Raw genomic sequence first — 17,702 nt, forward strand, 5'->3', positions numbered from 1 at the left:
CGCCTGATGGGCCTGCCGGAGAGCGCCACCCCGCACGCGCTACGCCACAGCTTCGCCACCCACCTGCTGGCCGATGGGGGCGACCTGCGCGCCATCCAGGACCTGCTGGGCCACGCCTCGCTGTCCACCACCCAGCGCTACACGGACGTGGAGTCGGAGCAGCTGATGTCGGTCTACAGAGGCGCGCATCCCAGGGCGCGCAACCGTTAGCGCATCACCCGCAGCAGCAGCGGCCCCAGCGCCACCACCACGCCCAGCGAGGCGAAGGCGAGGCCCCAGCCGGTGGTGTCGGAGGCTCCGCCGCCCACCTCCAGCACGGCGCCGAAGGCGATGGGCGCCAGGAAGGCGGCGCCGAAGCCGAACAGGGAGTGCATCGCCATCGCCGCCCCGCGCCGCCCGGCCCCCGCCGCCCCCACCATGCCGACGGTCAGCGAGGCGCTGTCGGCGGTGATCAGCAGGCCGTAGACCAGGGCCACCGCCGCCACCAGCGCGAAGGGTGCGTCCCCCAGGAAGCCGAACAGCGCGGCCACGGCGGCCGAGGCCAGCATGATGACCGTGAGAAAGCGGTCGCGGCCCCAGCGCGCCGCCGCCTCGTTGCCCAGGATGCTGGAGACGACGCCCAGCAGCAGGACGGCGGTGGCCAGCGTGGTGACGTGCGCCGGCACCTGCCCGGCCGGCGCCCCGGCGGCGAAGGCCAGGAAGGCGACCAGCCAGCCGCGGCAGCCGAACAGCTCCCAGCAGTGGGCGGCGTAGGCGAGGATGTAGCCCATGGCCGGCCGGTTGCGCAGCACCGGGCGGAAGTCGAACAGCGCGGCCCAGCCCTTGGGCGCCTCGTCGGCGTGGGGTGCGGTGGGCGGCACCAGCAGCAGGGCCAGCAGCCACGCCGCCGCCGTGCCCGCCGCCGCCAGCCAGAAGGCCAGCCGCCAGTCGCCCGCCCCCGCCGCCAGCCCGGCGATGAGGGTGGAGCCGGCCACGCCGATGCCGTAGCTGGCCGTGTAGAAGGACATGCAGCGTCCGGCGCGCGGCCCCTGAATGTGGTCGGAGAGGATGCGCAGCCCCGGCATGTAGGTGCCGGCCAGCCCCACCCCGCCCAGCGCGCGGAACAGCAAGGCCGGCACGAAGGCGTCGCCGGCCAGCGCGAAGCCGGCGCAGGACAGCGCGGTCAGCGCCGTGGACCACAGGTAGATGCGCCGGTTGTCCAGCCGGTCGGTCAGGCCCAGCAGGACGGGGACGGCCAGGACGTAGCCGAGGTGCGCCGCGCCGGACAGCCAGCCGGCCTCGGTGGCCGACAGGGACCAGTCCTGGATGAAGACCGGCAGCAGGGCCGGCACCGTCATCGTCCCGGCCATGCCCAGCACCTCGGCCAGGCAGAGGACGACGGTCAGCGTGAGGGGGGACCCTCCCCCGGCGGAGCCGGAGGAGGGAGAGACACGGGCGGTCACATGTGGATCTGGCGGCCTTCGACGGCGAGTGCCGCTTCCTTGGTGACCTCCGACAGGGTCGGGTGGGCGTGGCAGGTGCGGGCGATGTCCTCCGACGACGCGCCGAACTCCATGGCCAGCGCCAGCTCGGCCACCATCTCCGACACGTTCGGGCCGATCATGTGGACGCCCAGCACCTTGTCGGTGCGCGCGTCGGCCAGGATCTTCACGAAGCCGTCGGTGGCGTTCATGGCGCGGGCACGGCCGTTGGCGGTGAAGGGGAACTTGCCGGCCTTGTACGCGATGCCGGCGGCCTTCAGCTCCTCCTCGCCCTTGCCGACGGAGGCGACCTCGGGCCAGGTGTAGACGACGCCGGGGATGACGTCGTAGTTCACGTGGCCGTGCTGGCCGGCCAGGATCTCGGCCAGCGCGATGCCCTCGTCCTCGGCCTTGTGGGCCAGCATCGGGCCTTCGACCACGTCGCCGATGGCGTAGATGCCCGGCACGCTGGTCTGGAAGTGGCCGTCGATCTTGACGCGGCCGCGGTTGTCGGTCTCGACGCCGACGTTCTCCAGGCCCAGGTTCTGCGTGTGCGGACGGCGGCCGATGGCGACCAGCACGACGTCGGCCTCGACCTCCTCCGCCGTGCCGCCCTGGGCGGGCTCGACGGTCAGGGTGACGCCGGTGTTGGTGGTCTTGGCGCCGGTGACCTTGGCGCCCAGCTTGAAGGCCATCCCCTGCTTGGCGAGGATGCGCTGCATCTGCTTCGACACCTCGCCGTCCATGCCCGGCAGGATGCGGTCGAGGAACTCGATCACCGTGACCTGGGCGCCCAGGCGGCCCCAGACCGAGCCCAGTTCCAGCCCGATGACGCCGCCGCCGATGACGGCCAGACGCTTGGGCACCTCGCCCAGCGCGATGGCGCCGGTGGAGGAAACGATCTTCTGCTCGTCGATCTCCAGGCCCGGCAGCGGCGTGACTTCCGAACCGGTGGCTATGACGATGGCCTTGCTGACCTTCAGCGTGGTGCCGCCGTTGGCGTCGACCACCACGGTGTCCTTGGCGGTGATGCGGCCGGAACCCTTGATCCAGTCGATCTTGTTCTTCTTGAACAGGAACTCGACGCCGCCGACGTTGGACTTAACGACCTCGTCCTTGTGCTTCATCATGCCGGGCAGGTCGAGTTCGACGCCGGCGACCTTGACGCCGAACTTGGTGAGGCCGTGCCTGGCCTCCTCGAACTTCTCGGAGGCCGCGAGGAGCGCCTTCGACGGGATGCAGCCGACGTTCAGGCAGGTGCCGCCCAGGCTGCCGCGCTTTTCCACGCAGGCGACCTTGAACCCGAGCTGCGCCGCGCGGATCGCGCAGACGTAGCCACCGGGGCCACCGCCGATGACGACAACGTCGTAGGTGCTTTCAGTCATTGAGGGCCTCGCTTCCGCCTAATTTTGTTCGTTCCCGGTGATCCGCACGCACATTCCGGCGCTTCCCCGGTGCTTCGCACGTCCCGGACGTCCGCCCCGTCCGCGGGGGCGCATCCGCGCGCGATTTATGCTCCCCGTCGCTGCGATGCGCAACGGCCGAGTTCGCCGTTCCGCGCGTTCCGTGCGCAGGCAGCATGGCTGCACAAAGATGAGGCGATGGCGGGCGAATGTTACCGGATGATACGCGGCGATACGCTTTCGCGGGGGCGTCACATCGGGGAGCGGGCGGCAAATGCAACCGGATGCAACACCATGCAACGGATTTCGGCGGGTGTTGCATTGGGGGGCTCCGTGCACGTCCGAGGGTGGCGCCGGTTCGGGTGGGGGGCGCGGGATGGGGATTCTGGCTGTCCATAGGAATATTGTCAATGAGGTGACGGGAGTTTTTAGACACGGATGAACACGGATTTTGCACGGATGGACACGGATAGGGGCTTGTCCTGGGCTCGCGAGGCCCAGGCCATAGCCGCAGCATGTCCCCCACCCGGCCATCGCTTCGCTCGGCCACCCTCCCCCGCTGGGCGGGGGAGGGTTTGGGACGACGCGCCAACAACCCTCCCCCGCCCAGCGGGGGAGGGTGGCGAGCGCAAGCGAAGCCGGGTGGGGGCAAGTGTTCCCAATGCGCGGCTTCCCGCGCGAGTGGCCCATCTGGGCCGAGGCCAGCCAACGCTGGGATGAGCGGGCGCGGCTGAAGGCGGAATTGGCGGAGCGGCGCGCGCGCTGGGACGCGGAGGCCAACGCCTGCGGGCTGAGCGACGCCGAACGGCGGGAGGACGAGGCGGACTGGCGGCTCGACGCGCTGCTGCGGGCGGTGCTGGCGGGGCACGCGGCGTCGCTGCACGGGGTGGTCGCGAAGCTGGGCGTCGCGGCGGTCCTGGGAGCGGAGGAGGATGACCTGCCGTGGGAATTCCTGCACGGGACGTTGCGGGATTTGCGGGGGATGGTGGGGAGTGTGGGGTGATATGTTTTTAGCCACAGATGAACACAGATTAACACAGATGGATGTTGCGGGACGTGCCGGTACTCCCATCAAAAATCATCTGTGTTTATCTGTGTTTATCTGTGTTTATCTGTGTTCATCTGTGGCTAAACATACGCCGCACGATGTGGTGACCGAACCGCGAAGGGAACCCCCTCTCCCCAACCCCTCTCCCGCAAGGGGAGAGGGGCTTTTATCTTACATGTACAGGCGTTCGCCTTCCATGCCCGCGTACAGGTGGGCGACGTGGTCGGCGTAGCCGTTGTAGAGCTGGGTGGGGACGCGTTCGTCGGAGCCCAGCAGGCGTTCGGTCTTCTGGCTCCAGCGGGGGTGCGGGATGTCGGGGTTCACGTTGGCCCAGAAGCCGTATTCGGCGGGGCCGACCGTGTCCCAGAAGGTGCGCGGGCGCTTGTCGGTGAAGGTGAAGCGCACGATCGACTTCACCGACTTGAAGCCGTACTTCCACGGCGTCACGAGGCGCAACGGCGCGCCGTTCTGCGGCGGCATCGGCTTGCCGTACAGGCCGGTGGCGATGAAGGCGAGGTCGTTGGTCGCCTCGTCCAGGCGCAGGCCCTCGGTGTAGGGCCAGGGGTACCAGAACTCGCGCTGGCCGGATGCCACCTTGCTGTCCTTGAAGGTCTGCATGGTCAGGTACTTGGCCGAGCCCAGCGGGCGCGCCATGTCGACCAGCGCCTTCAGGGGGAAGCCGCTCCACGGCACGGCCATCGCCCAGGCCTCGACGCAGCGGTGGCGGTACAGGCGCTCCTCCAGCGGCATGCGGTCGAGGAGCTGGTCGATGTCGAGATTCATCGGCTGCTCGACCATGCCGTCGATGGCCACGGTCCACGGGCGCACGGGCAGCTTCTGCGCCGCCATCCAGATGCCCTTGTGCGAGCCGAACTCGTAGAAATTGTTGTAGGTGGTCACGTCCCGCTCGGCGCTGAGCGCGCGGTCGAGGGTGTAGCGCTCGTTGCGCGGGACGGGATAGCGCGCGGCGGAGGGGTCGGCGGGCGGGCCGGCGGCCGCCCAGGCGGGCAGCGTGGGCAGGCCAGCGGCGATGAGGCCCAGGCCGGCGGCCTTCAGCAGCGCGCGGCGGTCGTGGTACACGCCCTCCGGCGTGGCGGCGGCTTCGGGCAACTCCCAGCCGCGGCGTGAACGGATCAGCATGGCGCGTCCTCCGGGTGATTCCTTGTGCATAAGGATGCCCGGAAAGCGCGGATATTCCAGTCACCGATGGTCACATGTCGGTGAGGGGGGCGTCAATTCATGCCCTCCCCTGCCTCCGGCGGGGGAGGGAGGGGCCCCAAGCTCCGCTTGGGGTGGGTGGGGGCAACGGCCTGCGTGGCAGGCGGACGGAGCCGGTCGCTGATTCTCGGGCGGGGCGTTGCCCCCACCCTCCCGCCTTCGGCGGGTCCCTCCCTCCCCCGCCGGAGGCGGGGGAGGGTTTGGAAAAGATGGCTACTCCAGCAGGCTGCGGAGCATCCAGGCGGTCTTTTCGTGGATCTGCAGGCGCTGGGTCAGCAGGTCCGCGGTCGGCTGGTCGTTGGCTTCCTCGGCCACCGGGAAGACCTGACGCGCGGTGCGCGCCACCGTCTCATGGCCCTCCACCAGCTGACGGATCATGTCCTCGGCGCGGGGGACGCTGGTCTCCTCGCCGATGGCGGTCAGCTTGGCGAACTGCGCGAAGCTGCCGGGAGCCGGGTAGCCGAGGGCGCGGATGCGCTCGGCGATCTCGTCCAGCGAGTTCCACAGCTCCGTGTACTGCGTCATGAACATGGTGTGCAGCGTGTTGAACATCGGACCCGTGACGTTCCAGTGGAAGCCGTGGGTCTTGACGTACAGCGCGAAGGTGTCGGCCAGAACCCGGTTCAGGCCCTCGGCGATCGCCTTGCGGTCGTTTTCCGCGATGCCGATGTCGATCTTCATGTCCCTTCCTCCATCATGTGTTCAGGCCCCCCGCGCCACCATCAGGCTAGGCCGGCGCGGCGGGCGGGCAAGGGTTATTCGAATAATTCTAATGCGCAGCGACGGGGGTGTCGCTGCGGCATGCTGACGCCGGGATGCGCGTTGCCCCCTCCCGGCCTCCGCTGCGCTCGGCCACCCTCCCCCGCTTTGCGGTGGAGGGTTTGGTCGGCTGGCGGCGGCAGTCCCCTCCACCGCAAAGCGGGGGAGGGTTAGGGAGGGGGCAAAAGCCTGACAGGAGAGTAGGCACACGAACGGTGCGGGGCAAGGGGACGCACCGCCGCAGCCTTTTGGCGGAGGGAGGTCAGCCCTGGCGCAGGCGGCCGATGAACTGGCGCACTTCGGTGGTCAGCACCTTGGCCTGCCCGTCCAGCAGCTCGGCGGCCTGGAGGACCTCGCCGGCGGCGGTGCCGGTCTCGTTGGCGCTGGTGGAGACGTCGGCGATGTTGCTGGACACCTCGGTGGTGCCGGCCGCCGCCTCCGACACGCTGCGGGCGATCTCCTGCGTGACGGCGGACTGCTGTTCCATGCTGTGGGCGATGGAGCCGATAATCTGGTCGATGCCCACCACCGTCTCGCCCACACCCTTGATGGCGCCGACGGCGGCCGAGGTGACCTGCTGCATGCCGCCGATCTGGATGGAGATGTCCTCCGTCGCCTTCGCCGTCTGGTTGGCGAGGTTCTTGACCTCCTGCGCCACCACGGCGAAGCCCTTGCCGGCCTCCCCGGCGCGGGCGGCCTCGATGGTGGCGTTGAGGGCCAGGAGGTTGGTCTGGCCGGCGATGGAGTTGATGAGGTCGACGATCTCGCCGATCTTGCCGGCGGCCGTGGACAGGCCGGTGACGTGGCCGTTGGCCTCCTCCACCGTGCGCACCGCGTCGCGCACCATGTCGAAGGAACGGCGGACCTGGGCGCCGATCTCACCCAGCGAGGCCGACATCTCCTCCGCCGCGGCGGCGGCGGTCTGCACGCTCATGCCCGCCTGCTGGCTGGCGGAGGCGACGGCGGCGGCCTGCCGGTTGGCCGCGTCGGCGCGCGCCAGCATGCCCTGGGCGTTGGAGCGCACCTGATGGGCGCCGGCGCCCACCTGCTGCACCACCTCGCTGACGCGGGTTTCGAACAGGTCGGCCAGCGACTGGATGGCGCGGTGCTTCTCGGCCTCGGCCTCGGCCTTCTGGCGCTCCTGCTCGGCCTTCAGGCGCTCCACCTCGCGGGCGTTGTCCTTGAAGACCTGGAGGGCGCGGGCCATGGCGCCGATCTCGTTGCGCATCCACGCACCGTCCACCTCGGTGTCGAGGCGGCCGGCGGCGAGCTGCGCCGTGGTGCCCGACAGGCGCTGGAGCGGGCGCGTGATGGTGCGCGCCAGGACCAGCCCGGCCAGCATCATGACGGCCAGCAGGCCGGCCATGACCAGGGCGAACTCGACGCGGGCGGCGGCCGCGGCGTCGCGCGTGTCCTGCGTGGCGCGCTCGGTCGACTGGCCGATGGCGTCGCGCACGGCGGCGAGGCGGTCGGTGAGGCCGCGGAACTGCTCGTCCACGTGGGCCATCAGCGGGATGGCGATCAGGCGGTCGATGGCCGCCATCTCGTTCATCTGGTCGACGGCCTTGACGTAGGCGCCCAGGCGCTTGTCCACATCGGCCAGCATGTCGCGCTCCGCCGCCATCAGCGGCAGGTCGCGCAGGGCCGCGAGCGCCTTGCGCGCCTTGCCGACGTTGGCGGTGATGGCGTCGCGCATCGTCTGGAGCTTGGCGTCCTCGATGCCCGAGCCGGACAGCGCCAGATGGCGCGACACGTCGGAGTGGATGGCGAAGGCGGTGCCGACCAGACGCTCGATCTGGCCGCGCCGCTCGCCGGCGGACTGGTGGATGCCGTCGATGGCGGCGACCGCCTGCTCCGACTGGCGGTCGGCCAGCACCAGCGCCGCCACCGTCAGCAGCACGCCCATCACCGGTGCCGCGAAGACGCGGGCGGCAACCGACGTGCCGCTCACGCGGGCAAGGATACCTGCGCTCATGTCCGCCCCCCATGCTGGTTCGGGTCCACTCCGGCCGTGTCTTTCGTCACTTGTAGATGCCGACGTAGGCGACGAGGTCCTGGTTCGGCACCTTCTTCACGTAGGTGACCTTCGGCTCGATCTTCTCCGACGCCGGGTTCTTCCAGCGGTATTCGACCCAGCCCTCGCCCTTTTCCTTGGCGACCTTCAGGATCTCCTGCACGATCAGCACGCCGTCGGCGTCCTTGACCTGGCTGACGTTCTGGCCGACGCCGGCGGGCTTGGGCGGATACACGCGCCAGATGCCGTCCATGTCGATGACGTTCACGTAGATCTCGCCGAACTTGAACTCGCCGTCGGCGTTGAAGACCTTGGCGGCCTCGTCCAGGCCCTTGGCGGCCAGCACGTCGGCGGCCTTGATGGTGATCGCCTTGGCGTCGTCCATGCTCGGCTTCTTGTCCTGCGCGACGGCCGCGCCGGAGATGCCGAGGATCAGAAAGCCGGTGGCGAGAATGCGAAGCAGCGCACCCATGGTCTTATGCTCCCCCTTATCATGTTCTGTTGGCCGGCGGCGGGCGCCGGCCGTTCCCTCGATTGTTGGTGCACCGCCGTTCTTCCACCGCACGACGGGCACCACGGGCGTTTGCTACTATCCAAACATTTCAGCATTTTGTCTGGCGCATTTTGCCGTTGACATGCCGGGTTGCAGCGCAGCAACAAAACTATCTCCGGAGAGAATTGAAGGGCGCGCATCGCGTCGCGCCGCGCGAATCGGCACGCTTTTGCGTGCGCGCGGCGGCGCCGTTCCTCGCCTTGCGGCCTATTGCCGCAGCAAGCGCCCTGGGTACACAATGATCCCTGGGTAAACAATGATCGCTGGGCCGGGTGGAAAAATACCGGCCATACGAAGAATGCGGGGGAGGGACAGCGCATGCGCATCGCGGTGATGGGCAGCGGCGGCGTGGGCGGCTATTTCGGCGCCCGGCTTTCGGCCGCCGGGGCGGACGTGGTGTTCCTGGCGCGCGGGCGCCACCTGGCGGCCATCCGGGACAACGGGCTGAAGGTCGAGAGTGCGGCCGGCGACCTGCACCTGACGGACGTGCGGGCGACCGACGACCCGGCACAGGCCGGGCCGGCCGACGTGGTGATGTTCTGCGTCAAGCTGTGGGACACCGAGAGTGCGGCCGAGCAGTGCCGGGCGCTGCTGAAGCCGGGCACGGCGGTGATCACCTTCCAGAACGGCGTGACCAGCGTGGACAGCCTGCGCCGTGTGCTGGGCGACGAACATGTGGCGGGCGGCGTCGCCCACATCGCCGCCACCATCGGCGAGCCGGGCGTGATCCGCCACGTCGGCACCATGGCGCGCCTGACGTATGGAGAACTGGGCGGTCGCACCTCGGAGCGGCTGGAGGCGTTTCACGCGCTGGCCTCCCGCGCCGGCTTCACGGCGACGCTGAGCGACGCCATCGAGCGCGCGGTCTGGGAGAAGTTCGCCTTCCTGGCCCCCTTCAGCGGCGTCACCACGCTGACCCGCCAGCCGGCCGGCGTCATCCGCCGCGTGCCGCAGACGCGCGCCCTGTTCCTGGACGCGGTGCGCGAGGTGGCGGCGGTGGCGCGAAGCCGCGGCGTCGACCTGGGCGCGGACGTGGCGGAGCGGCTGGAGCACATGCTGGACGGGCTGGTGGCGCCGATGAAGGCGTCCATGCTGCACGACCTGGAGCGCGGCGGGCCGCTGGAGCTGCCCTGGCTGTCCGGCGCCGTCGCCCGGCTGGGTGCCGAGAACGGCGTGCCGACGCCGGTGCACCACGTCATCGCGTCCGCGCTGGCGCCTTACGTGGACGGGCCGCCGGCGGGGCCGTGACGTCTTGCCGCCCCTCCAACCCCCCTCTACCCCATCGACAGCCCGGCCCCGCCGGGTGGACCATCCCAGCCGAGCGAACAAAAACGGGAGGTGTGCATGCCCCATACCCAGATCCAAACGGCCCGCTGCGCCGCCCTGGTCGGCCCTTACCTCAGCGGCAAGACCACGTTGCTGGAAAGCCTGCTGACGGCGACCGGGGCGGTGACGCGCAAGGGCAGCGTGCGCGACGGCAACACGGTCGGCGACTCCTCCCCCGAGGCCAAGGCCCGGCAGATGAGCGTGGAGGTCAACCTCGCCACCGCCGAGTATTTGGGCGAGCGCTGGCATTTCCTGGACTGCCCCGGCTCGGTCGAGCTGGTGTGCGAGACGCAGGCGGCGCTGATGGCCTGCGACGTCGCCGTCATCGTGGCCGAACCGTCGGCCGAGCGCGCCGTGCTGCTGGCCCCGCTGTTCAAGTTCCTGGACGACAACGAGATCCCGCACATCCTGTTCATCAACAAGGTGGACACGCTGGGCGACCTGCGCGTGCGCGAGGTGGTGCAGGCGTATCAGGCGGTCTCCTCCCGGCCGCTGGTGCTGCGCGAGGTGCCCATCCGCGAGGGCGACCGGATCACCGGCTACGTCGACCTGGTCAGCGAGCGCGCCTACCACTTCAACCCGCACAAGCCGTCCGAGCTGGTGCAGATGCCGGACAGCATGAAGGACCGCGAGTCCGAGGCGCGGCAGGAGATGCTGGAGGCGCTGGCCGACTTCGACGACGGGCTGCTGGAACAGCTGCTGGAGGACGTGAAGCCGGACCCCGGCCAGGTCTACGAGGACTTCGCCAGGGATCTGGCGTCGGACCTGATCGTGCCGGTGTTCCTGGGCTCGGCCGAGAACGACGGCGGCATCCGGCGCCTGCTGAAGGCGTTGCGCCACGAGGGGCCGGAGGTGACGGCCGCCGCCGGGCGGCTGATGATCCCCGACGGCGGCACGGTGGCGCAGGTCTTCAAGACCTTCCTGGCGCCGCACGCCGGCAAGCTGTCCTTCGCCCGCGTCTGGCGCGGCACCGTGACCGACGGCATGACGCTGGGCGGCGAGCGCGTGTCGGGCCTCTATCGCATGATGGGGCACGACCAGCAGAAGCTGACCCAGGCGGCGGCCGGCGAGGTGGTGGCCCTGGGCCGCATGGAGAAGGCGGCGACCGGCGAGGTCCTGACCGACAAGGGCAACCTGGGCCGGCCGGAGACGTGGCCGGAGGTGCCGGCCCCGGTCTTCGGCCTGGCCATTCACGCCGAGAACCGCAACGACGAGGTGAAGCTGACCGGCGCCATCCAGAAGCTGATCGAGGAGGACCCCTCGCTGCGCTTCGAGCAGTCGGCCGACACCGGCGAGATGGTGCTGTGGGGCCAGGGCGACATCCACCTGCAGATCACCATGGAGCGGCTGCGCAGCAAGTACAACGTGGCGGTCAAGGGCAAGCCGCCGCAGGTGCCCTTCAAGGAGACGATCCGCAAGGGGACCGAGCACCACGCCCGCTTCAAGCGGCAGACCGGCGGCCACGGCCAGTTCGCCGACATCCAGGTGCAGGTGGCGCCGCTGCCGCGCGGCAGCGGGTTCCAGTTCAAGGACGCGGTGGTCGGCGGCGTGGTGCCGCGCAACTTCATCCCGGCGGTGGAGGCCGGCATCCGCGACTCCATGGGCATCGGCCCGCTGGGCTTCCCGGTGGTGGACTTCGCCGTCACCCTGATCGGCGGCCAGTACCACGCGGTGGACAGCTCCGAAATGGCGTTCAAGACGGTGGCCCGGCAGGCCATGCAGGAGTCCCTGCCGAAGTGCGAGCCGGTGCTGCTGGAACCGATCCTCAGCGTCTCCATCGCCGTGCCCAGCGAGTTCACGCCCAAGGTGCAGCGGCTGGTGAGCGGCCGGCGCGGCCAGATCCTGGGCTATGACGCGCGTCCGGGCTGGCAGGGCTGGGACGAGGTGAAGGCCTACATGCCGCAGGCGGAGATCCACGACCTGATCGTCGAGCTGCGCTCGCTGTCGCTGGGTGTGGGGACTTTCACCTACAGCTTCGAACGGCTGCAGGAACTGACCGGCAAGATGGCCGACAAGGCCGTCGAACAGCGCAGGGAAGCGCTGGCTGCGCAGTAAGGGGATGGACGGAACAAGGCGAGGGGTGGCAACGCCCCTCGCCTTTTCCTTGGCCGATGCTTGCAACAAAGGGGTATGCCGGGAGAACAGCGGCGATCTTTACTCGTGGTTAATTGGCCGGGGCGGAAAAGGAAGGCGCGTTCCGCGATTGCGTTTCCTTCGGAGTCCGCCTTATGGCCCAGTCCGTGACCCGCGCGCTCACCGCCATCCGCCGCTACAAGGCCGGCCCGGAGCAGATCGACCAAGCCATCCTGGCGGCGATCAACGTGACACTCTGCCTCGCGTCCGGCGGCGACGACCGCGTCGCCGAAGGCTTCAACAACGACATCGCGCTGAGCGGCCGCCGTTTCGGCATTGGTCATTAGGTCTGGGCCATTCGGCCGGGGTCATTAGGCCGGGGAGCATTCGGCCAAGCGTGAGCGTTGCCGCCGGTGGGCGCCGCCTTACCTTAGGGTGGTTGGTATAGCCAACGATGCGGCGATCACGCGAAGGAGGCCGGCGATGAAGCTCTCTGCGCGCAACCAGCTGACGGGCCGTGTTTCCGAAATCCACAAGGGGCCGATCATGGCGCAGGTGAAGATCGAGCTGCCCGACGGCACGGAGATCACCTCGGTTGTGACGGCCGAGACGGTGCTGGAACTGGCGCTCGTCCCCGGCGACACGGTGACGGCGATCATCAAGGCGACCGACGTGATGATCGGGAAGTAGCTCAGGCCGGTTCCGGCGGCGGCAGGAGTTCGGTGAGCAGGTATTCGGCCTGTTCGATGGCTTCTATAACCTTATGCATCGGCACCTCCGCGCGCAGCCGATAATCGGAATTGATACGCTGATCTTTTAAGAACTCTAAAATTTCAACTGCCGTATTAACATCGATATCAGCTGAACGCTCTAAAAACCGAAAAAGGTGCTTGTGCATACCTGTTCTTTCGGCCTTATCGAAGCGATAGCCTTCACGTTGCGCAACTTCATTAGCACGATGAAAGGCTGCGTAGTAAGCACGGGAAATGGCCGTCCGCCGCCGTACTTCACGGCTATGCGACGTCTTTCCAAGCTCTTTAGCTTCTTCAAGCAAATCTGAAGGATCAATCACAGAAGGTTCTCCACCGACTGAACCTGGGGGCCACAGATGCCAATCACAATATGCAACGGCGCACTGAGTAACTGCGATTCCATCTTAGCGCGGGTTACCCGACGATAGAGTTCTAGCCGGGAGCGCCCCATAAGCTCAGTATGGTACTCCAGGCTCGCCTTAAGCACCCCTTCATCATCATAATAAATACTAGCGCCAAACGTGCAGGTTAGAGGCCCCAGGATAGACTCTACAACCCGCTGATGCCGGGAAAATTCCCCGCCTAATTCTTTATCATCAAGCATCGAAGCAAAGTCACTAGCCTCCTCCCATTTCACTCCAGGAGCATCCAGCGATGCTTTTAAAAAATTCAAATCACCCGCGCGCAGTGCGTACCCATGAGCAGACGCATAGAGTCCTTCACTTCTTTCATCAGGCGAGGTAAGTAGCTGATCAATAATATCTTTTACTTCCACAAGAAGACCAACATCTAACAACACTGAAGTCAAATTTACCTTTTCGATCCAGCCCTGCCCATGCCTCAATCCATAGGCTGCTTCTACGTGCGGCAAGGCTTCATTTCGGCGGCCACGCAATAGCAACGCCCATCCTAATCCTAGGCGCGTCAAGAAATCTGCAGGCTGCCGCCCCGCCAGCTTGCGGAGTTGCCAGATGATGCGGTCGAGTTCGATGCCGTCATCCCCGCCAATGTCTTTTAGGCGGTTCCAGAGTTCAACGGCGGCGGATTGCGGTGCGGGTGCGGACATGGCGGGCCTCGTTTCCGACGCGAGCTTAACATCGGTTGCGGAACGGGCAAAGCCAATCGCCAAAACGGAGTGTAGGAAACGCCGCTCAAGCCGCGGCGGCCGGGCCGAGCGTGGCGGCGCGGCGAGCCCGCAGCGCGGCCGTGACGTGCTCCGGGTGCTCGGAGGCCCGCTCGATTTCCCAGGCGAAGGGCTCGCCATCGGGGCCGTAGTGGATCACCAGATCCTCGCCCGCGTCCTCACCACCGACGAGCGACAGATCCTGCCCCGGCGCGGGCGCCGGCCACGGGCGCAGTTGCACCAGCAACGTATCGGTCGTCGCGTCGTAGTGGATGGCGGGCTCGGTCATGGCGTGAACCTCCGATCCAGAAACACGGTGTGAACGGTTTCGCCATCGTCAAGTGTGACAACGCGCAACCACCGTTGCAAGCGCGGCACCCATCCCCAATGCCGGAGACGACCGTTCGTTTGCCGCTCACTGCGCAACGGTGCTGCCAGAACGGCCAGCACCTCCTCGTCGCGGATCTGAGCGCGATCCTCCAGCGCCCTGTTCTGTTCGAAGTGATGGGTTCGCCAAAACGGCGGAGGGGGAAGGCGCGGCGGGATCATGGCACCGGACAGCTCCGAGTCCATCCCAGCCGCGCCCGTCACATCAGTCCTTCAGGCTGGCGCAAAAGCGCTGGATGCGCTTGCAGGCCTCTTCTAGCTCCTGCGTGCTGGTGGCGTAGGAGATGCGGAAGTGCGGGGCCAGGCCGAAGGCCGAGCCCTGGACCACCGCCACGCCCTCGGTCTCCAGCAGGCAGGTGACGAAATCCTCGTCGGAGTTGATCACCTTGCCGTCCTCGGTCTTCTTGCCGATGGTGCCGGCGCAGGACGGGTAGACGTAGAACGCACCCTCCGGCCGCGGGCAGTGCAGGCCCTTGGCCTGGTTCAGCATCGACACGACGAGGTCGCGGCGCTGCTTGAAAACCTCGGCGCGCTCCTTGATGAAGTCCTGCGGGCCGTTCAGGGCCTCGACCGCGGCGGCCTGGGAGATCGACGTCGGGTTCGAGGTCGACTGGCTCTGGATCACGCCGATGGCCTTGATCAGCTCCTTCGGGCCGCCGGCGTAGCCGATGCGCCAGCCAGTCATGGAGTAGGACTTCGACACGCCGTTCACGGTCAGCGTGCGGTCGTAGAGCTTGGGCTCGACCTGGGCCGGGGTGCAGAACTTCAGGCCGTCGTAGAGCAGGTGCTCGTACATGTCGTCGCTCATCACCCAGACGTGGCTGTGCTTGACCAGCACGTCGGTGAGCGCCTTCATCTCGTCGTAGGTGTAGGCGGCACCCGACGGGTTGGACGGCGAGTTCAGGATCAGCCACTTGGTCTTCGGCGTGATCGCCTTCTCCAGGTCGGCCGGCTGCAGCTTGAAGCCCTGCTCGGCCGGGCACGGCACGGACACCGGCGTGCCCTCCGCCAGCTCGACCATGTCGGGGTAGGACACCCAGTACGGCGCCGGGATGATCACCTCGTCGCCGGGGTTCAGCGTGGCCATCAGCGCGTTGTACAGCACCTGCTTGCCGCCGACGCCGACGGTGATCTGCTCGGGCGCGTACTTCAGGCCGTTCTCGCGCTCGAACTTGGCGCAGATCGCCTTCTTCAGCGCCGGGGTGCCGTCGACGGCGGTGTACTTGGTGTCGCCGGCCTGGATGGCCTTGATGGCGGCTTCCTTGATGTTGTCCGGCGTGTCGAAGTCCGGCTCGCCGGCGCCAAGCCCGATGACGTCGCGGCCGGCCGCCTTCAGCTCGCGGGCTTTGTTGGTCACGGCGATGGTCGGCGACGGCTTGATGCGCGACAGACGGGAGGCGAGGATCGACATGGCGCTGCCCCTGGGATCTTGGGTGTTGAGCGGTGTGGTGTGTGGCCGGAAAACGCGGCAGGGGAACCTACCGTCACCGCCGCGCGCATGCAAGGGCGCGGCGGTGCGCGGCGAACACGCGTCATTGTGGTGTGCGGCGCGTCATTGCACTTGAAGACGGGTGAGAGCCCCAGTACAGAGGGTGCCAAAATCCCGGCCCTTCCGCCCCATAACAAACGGACCCGCGTCATGCCCGATAAGCAGTTGCTCCATCTCGTGTTCGGCGGTCAGCTCGTGCGCCCGGACAGCCAGCAGTTCGTCGATCCCAACAAGCTGCACATCGTCGGCATCTTCCCGAGCTACGATGCGGCGGTGAAGGCCTGGCGCGGCGCCACCGGCGCCACCATCGACGATGCGCACATGCGCTATTTCATCGTGCACCTGCACCGCCTGCTCGACCCCACCGGCGAGCACGACCACGACCACGATCACAAGCACTGATCTTTTCCCTCAGACGCCGGGCTTTCGGCGGATGCCTTGGCATCCGCCTGACGCCGTCAGCGCTGGCTGCGCCAGCGTGCGAGGCGGCCCCGTCCGGGGCCTTGGCTTCGCGCCCACGTGGGCGCGGGGCCGCGGTCGCGGCCCTGGCCTGCGGCCTTGGTCCGGTCGCCCCGCGCGGCCGTTCAGGGTAGCGTGACGCACGCATCCCGAACGGCCCGCGGAGGACGACCCATGGCGGTCTACTTCACATCCGACACCCATTTCGGCCATGCCGGCGCGCTCAGCCGCTTCCGCCGGCCCTTCCCGTCCGTGGCCGCCATGGACGAAGCCATGGAGGCGGCCTGGAACGCCACCGTCGGCCCGGACGACGAGGTCTGGTTCCTGGGCGACTTCGCGCTGCGCCTGAAGCCCGACGCGGCCGGCGCGCTGCTGGAGCGGCTGAACGGCACCAAGCACCTGGTGGCCGGCAACAACGACGGCCCGCCCACGCTGAAGCTGCCCGGCTGGGCCAGCGTGCAGCATTACGCCGAGATCGTCGTGGACGGCACGCTGCTGGTGCTGTGCCATTACCCGTTCCGCACCTGGAACGGCATGTACAAGGGGGCGCTGAACCTGCACGGCCACAGCCACGGGCAATTGAAGGGCATGACGCGGCAGGTGGACGTGGGCGTCGACGTCTGGGGATTCCGCCCCGTCACCCTGGCCGAGCTGCGCAAGCCGAAGCGGGCGCGGGCCGCCGGAGCGGCCGCCGGGGCGGCCACGATATGACCGAAAAATGCTGCAACGTCGGGCTGTTCTCGTTAACCGAACAACGCTAGACTCCGCGTCGCCGATTGCAGTGCCGCCACATCAAGCCAGGGGACGACGATGGCTCTCAAGGTACGCGAGGACTATCGCACCCTCACCGGTCCGGAAAAGGCCGCCATCCTGATGTTCGCCCTGGGCGAGGAGCACTCGGCCAAGCTCTTCGCCATGATGGACGACGAGGAAATCAAGGAGCTGTCCCAGGTGATGGCGAACCTGGGCACCGTGTCGGCCAACATCATCGAGCGCCTGTTCGTCGAGTTCGCCGAGCAGATGTCGGCCACCGGCTCGCTGGTCGGCACCTTCGACAGCACGGAACGGCTGCTGCTGAAGACGCTGCCCAAGGACAAGGTCGACTCCATCATGGAGGAGATCCGCGGTCCCGCCGGCCGCACCATGTGGGACAAGCTCGCCAACGTGAACGAGACGGTGCTGGCGAACTACCTGAAGAACGAATACCCGCAGACGGTGGCCGTGGTGCTGTCCAAGGTGCGCCCCGAACACGCGGGGCGCGTGCTGACGCTGCTGCCCGAGAGCTTCGCCATGGAAGTCATCATGCGCATGCTGCGCATGGAGGCCGTGCAGAAGGAAGTGCTGGACGACGTGGAGCGCACGCTGCGCACCGAGTTCATGACCAACCTCGCCCGCACCACCCGGCGCGACAGCCACGAGATGCTGGCCGAGATCTTCAACGGCCTGGACCGCACGACCGAGCACCGCTTCATGGCGGCCCTGGAAGAGCGCAACCGCGACAGCGCCGAGCGCATCAAGGCGCTGATGTTCACCTTCGAGGACCTGTCCAAGCTCGACCCGTCCGGCGTGCAGACGCTGCTGCGCAACGTCGACAAGGCCAAGCTGGCCACCGCGCTGAAGGGTGCGTCGGAGACGCTG

Annotated in this window: 20 protein-coding genes; 9 read left to right on the forward strand and 11 right to left on the reverse strand. The window is 67.9% G+C overall.

The window, feature by feature from the left end; translation table 11 throughout:
- Positions 1-210, forward strand: a 210-nt coding sequence (locus VED21_RS30045) for a tyrosine-type recombinase/integrase (RefSeq protein ID WP_324889062.1), incomplete at its 5' end; no start/stop codon positions are given.
- Here the strand turns inward: VED21_RS30045 and VED21_RS30050 are convergent.
- Both VED21_RS30050 and lpdA read right to left on the reverse strand, forming a co-directional pair.
- Positions 207-1,442 (reverse strand): MFS transporter, encoded by a 1,236-nt coding sequence (locus VED21_RS30050; protein ID WP_324889064.1) that lies wholly within the window; start codon positions 1,440-1,442, stop codon positions 207-209. The two genes, VED21_RS30045 and VED21_RS30050, sit on opposite strands and share 4 nt — an antisense overlap.
- Positions 1,439-2,845, reverse strand: a complete 1,407-nt coding sequence (gene lpdA / locus VED21_RS30055; RefSeq protein WP_324889066.1) for a dihydrolipoyl dehydrogenase — start codon at positions 2,843-2,845, stop codon at positions 1,439-1,441. The genes VED21_RS30050 and lpdA overlap by 4 nt, the downstream gene beginning before the upstream one ends.
- A gap of 679 nt (positions 2,846-3,524) precedes the next feature.
- Here lpdA and VED21_RS30060 point away from each other — a divergent pair.
- Entirely contained in the window at positions 3,525-3,866 is a 342-nt protein-coding gene (locus VED21_RS30060; RefSeq protein ID WP_324889068.1) for a hypothetical protein, read from the forward strand.
- A 216-nt stretch (positions 3,867-4,082) separates the two neighbouring features.
- Here the strand turns inward: VED21_RS30060 and msrP are convergent, their stop codons facing one another.
- The 4 genes from msrP to VED21_RS30080 form a co-directional block, all read right to left on the reverse strand.
- Complete coding sequence (msrP, locus tag VED21_RS30065; RefSeq protein WP_324889070.1) at positions 4,083-5,051, reverse strand: protein-methionine-sulfoxide reductase catalytic subunit MsrP; 969 nt, start codon at positions 5,049-5,051, stop codon at positions 4,083-4,085.
- A 291-nt stretch (positions 5,052-5,342) separates the two neighbouring features.
- Positions 5,343-5,810 (reverse strand): Dps family protein, encoded by a 468-nt coding sequence (locus VED21_RS30070; RefSeq protein ID WP_324889072.1) that lies wholly within the window; start codon positions 5,808-5,810, stop codon positions 5,343-5,345.
- A 340-nt stretch (positions 5,811-6,150) separates the two neighbouring features.
- Positions 6,151-7,863 carry a methyl-accepting chemotaxis protein gene (locus tag VED21_RS30075; protein ID WP_324889074.1) on the reverse strand — a complete coding sequence of 571 codons (1,713 nt, stop codon included), beginning with the start codon at positions 7,861-7,863 and terminating at the stop codon, positions 6,151-6,153.
- A gap of 46 nt (positions 7,864-7,909) precedes the next feature.
- A complete protein-coding gene (locus VED21_RS30080; RefSeq protein WP_324889076.1) occupies positions 7,910-8,374 on the reverse strand; it encodes a cache domain-containing protein in 465 nt (154 codons plus the stop codon).
- Between the two features lie 399 nt (positions 8,375-8,773).
- Between VED21_RS30080 and VED21_RS30085 the strand changes: the two genes are divergently transcribed.
- The 4 genes from VED21_RS30085 to VED21_RS30100 all read left to right on the forward strand — a co-directional run bounded on the left by VED21_RS30085 (position 8,774) and on the right by VED21_RS30100 (position 12,544).
- Positions 8,774-9,703 (forward strand): 2-dehydropantoate 2-reductase, encoded by a 930-nt coding sequence (locus VED21_RS30085; RefSeq protein WP_324889078.1) that lies wholly within the window; start codon positions 8,774-8,776, stop codon positions 9,701-9,703.
- A 96-nt stretch (positions 9,704-9,799) separates the two neighbouring features.
- Positions 9,800-11,836, forward strand: a complete 2,037-nt coding sequence (locus VED21_RS30090; RefSeq protein WP_324889081.1) for an elongation factor G — start codon at positions 9,800-9,802, stop codon at positions 11,834-11,836.
- A 173-nt stretch (positions 11,837-12,009) separates the two neighbouring features.
- Complete coding sequence (locus VED21_RS30095) at positions 12,010-12,201, forward strand: hypothetical protein (protein WP_324889083.1); 192 nt, start codon at positions 12,010-12,012, stop codon at positions 12,199-12,201.
- A 136-nt stretch (positions 12,202-12,337) separates the two neighbouring features.
- Entirely contained in the window at positions 12,338-12,544 is a 207-nt protein-coding gene (locus tag VED21_RS30100; protein WP_324889085.1) for a TOBE domain-containing protein, read from the forward strand.
- A gap of 1 nt (position 12,545) precedes the next feature.
- On the opposite strand, the gene VED21_RS30105 is transcribed toward VED21_RS30100, so the two are convergent.
- The 5 genes from VED21_RS30105 to VED21_RS30125 form a co-directional block, all read right to left on the reverse strand.
- Positions 12,546-12,926: a hypothetical protein gene (locus VED21_RS30105; RefSeq protein WP_324889087.1), complete on the reverse strand. Its 381-nt coding sequence runs from the start codon at positions 12,924-12,926 to the stop codon at positions 12,546-12,548.
- Positions 12,923-13,672 carry a hypothetical protein gene (locus VED21_RS30110; RefSeq protein WP_324889090.1) on the reverse strand — a complete coding sequence of 250 codons (750 nt, stop codon included), beginning with the start codon at positions 13,670-13,672 and terminating at the stop codon, positions 12,923-12,925. The genes VED21_RS30105 and VED21_RS30110 overlap by 4 nt, the downstream gene beginning before the upstream one ends.
- Before the next feature lie 85 nt (positions 13,673-13,757).
- Positions 13,758-14,018, reverse strand: coding sequence for a hypothetical protein (locus VED21_RS30115; protein ID WP_324889092.1), 261 nt, complete (start codon positions 14,016-14,018; stop codon positions 13,758-13,760).
- Positions 14,015-14,302, reverse strand: coding sequence for a hypothetical protein (locus tag VED21_RS30120; RefSeq protein ID WP_324889093.1), 288 nt, complete (start codon positions 14,300-14,302; stop codon positions 14,015-14,017). Before VED21_RS30120 ends, VED21_RS30115 begins: the two co-directional genes overlap by 4 nt.
- Before the next feature lie 19 nt (positions 14,303-14,321).
- Positions 14,322-15,527 (reverse strand): pyridoxal phosphate-dependent aminotransferase, encoded by a 1,206-nt coding sequence (locus tag VED21_RS30125; protein ID WP_324889095.1) that lies wholly within the window; start codon positions 15,525-15,527, stop codon positions 14,322-14,324.
- Between the two features lie 228 nt (positions 15,528-15,755).
- Here VED21_RS30125 and VED21_RS30130 point away from each other — a divergent pair, with 228 nt between their 5' ends.
- From VED21_RS30130 to VED21_RS30140, 3 genes are all read left to right on the forward strand, one after another.
- Positions 15,756-16,007 carry a DUF4170 domain-containing protein gene (locus VED21_RS30130; RefSeq protein WP_324889097.1) on the forward strand — a complete coding sequence of 84 codons (252 nt, stop codon included), beginning with the start codon at positions 15,756-15,758 and terminating at the stop codon, positions 16,005-16,007.
- Between the two features lie 231 nt (positions 16,008-16,238).
- The gene (locus VED21_RS30135; RefSeq protein ID WP_324889099.1) at positions 16,239-16,775 is read left to right on the forward strand and encodes a metallophosphoesterase; all 537 of its coding nucleotides are present in this window, start codon (positions 16,239-16,241) and stop codon (positions 16,773-16,775) included.
- Positions 16,776-16,874: 99 nt separating this feature from the next.
- Positions 16,875-17,702 (forward strand): flagellar motor switch protein FliG (locus VED21_RS30140; RefSeq protein ID WP_324889101.1); only part of this gene is annotated, 828 nt, incomplete at its 3' end.

The sequence above is a fragment of the Azospirillum sp. genome, assembly GCF_035627195.1.
Taxonomy (GTDB): Bacteria; Pseudomonadota; Alphaproteobacteria; order Azospirillales; family Azospirillaceae; genus Azospirillum.

What these genes read in the sequence shown, in the direction of transcription:
- lpdA (WP_324889066.1), bottom strand. Translation starts at nt 2,845, where the DNA reads ATGACTGAAAGCACCTACGACGTTGTCGTCATCGGCGGTGGCCCCGGT.
- VED21_RS30060 (WP_324889068.1), top strand. Translation starts at nt 3,525, where the DNA reads ATGCGCGGCTTCCCGCGCGAGTGGCCCATCTGGGCCGAGGCCAGCCAA.
- msrP (WP_324889070.1), bottom strand. Translation starts at nt 5,051, where the DNA reads ATGCTGATCCGTTCACGCCGCGGCTGGGAGTTGCCCGAAGCCGCCGCC.
- VED21_RS30070 (WP_324889072.1), bottom strand. Translation starts at nt 5,810, where the DNA reads ATGAAGATCGACATCGGCATCGCGGAAAACGACCGCAAGGCGATCGCC.
- VED21_RS30075 (WP_324889074.1), bottom strand. Translation starts at nt 7,863, where the DNA reads ATGAGCGCAGGTATCCTTGCCCGCGTGAGCGGCACGTCGGTTGCCGCC.
- VED21_RS30080 (WP_324889076.1), bottom strand. Translation starts at nt 8,374, where the DNA reads ATGGGTGCGCTGCTTCGCATTCTCGCCACCGGCTTTCTGATCCTCGGC.
- VED21_RS30085 (WP_324889078.1), top strand. Translation starts at nt 8,774, where the DNA reads ATGCGCATCGCGGTGATGGGCAGCGGCGGCGTGGGCGGCTATTTCGGC.
- VED21_RS30090 (WP_324889081.1), top strand. Translation starts at nt 9,800, where the DNA reads ATGCCCCATACCCAGATCCAAACGGCCCGCTGCGCCGCCCTGGTCGGC.
- VED21_RS30095 (WP_324889083.1), top strand. Translation starts at nt 12,010, where the DNA reads ATGGCCCAGTCCGTGACCCGCGCGCTCACCGCCATCCGCCGCTACAAG.
- VED21_RS30100 (WP_324889085.1), top strand. Translation starts at nt 12,338, where the DNA reads ATGAAGCTCTCTGCGCGCAACCAGCTGACGGGCCGTGTTTCCGAAATC.
- VED21_RS30110 (WP_324889090.1), bottom strand. Translation starts at nt 13,672, where the DNA reads ATGTCCGCACCCGCACCGCAATCCGCCGCCGTTGAACTCTGGAACCGC.
- VED21_RS30115 (WP_324889092.1), bottom strand. Translation starts at nt 14,018, where the DNA reads ATGACCGAGCCCGCCATCCACTACGACGCGACGACCGATACGTTGCTG.
- VED21_RS30120 (WP_324889093.1), bottom strand. Translation starts at nt 14,302, where the DNA reads ATGGACTCGGAGCTGTCCGGTGCCATGATCCCGCCGCGCCTTCCCCCT.
- VED21_RS30125 (WP_324889095.1), bottom strand. Translation starts at nt 15,527, where the DNA reads ATGTCGATCCTCGCCTCCCGTCTGTCGCGCATCAAGCCGTCGCCGACC.
- VED21_RS30130 (WP_324889097.1), top strand. Translation starts at nt 15,756, where the DNA reads ATGCCCGATAAGCAGTTGCTCCATCTCGTGTTCGGCGGTCAGCTCGTG.
- VED21_RS30135 (WP_324889099.1), top strand. Translation starts at nt 16,239, where the DNA reads ATGGCGGTCTACTTCACATCCGACACCCATTTCGGCCATGCCGGCGCG.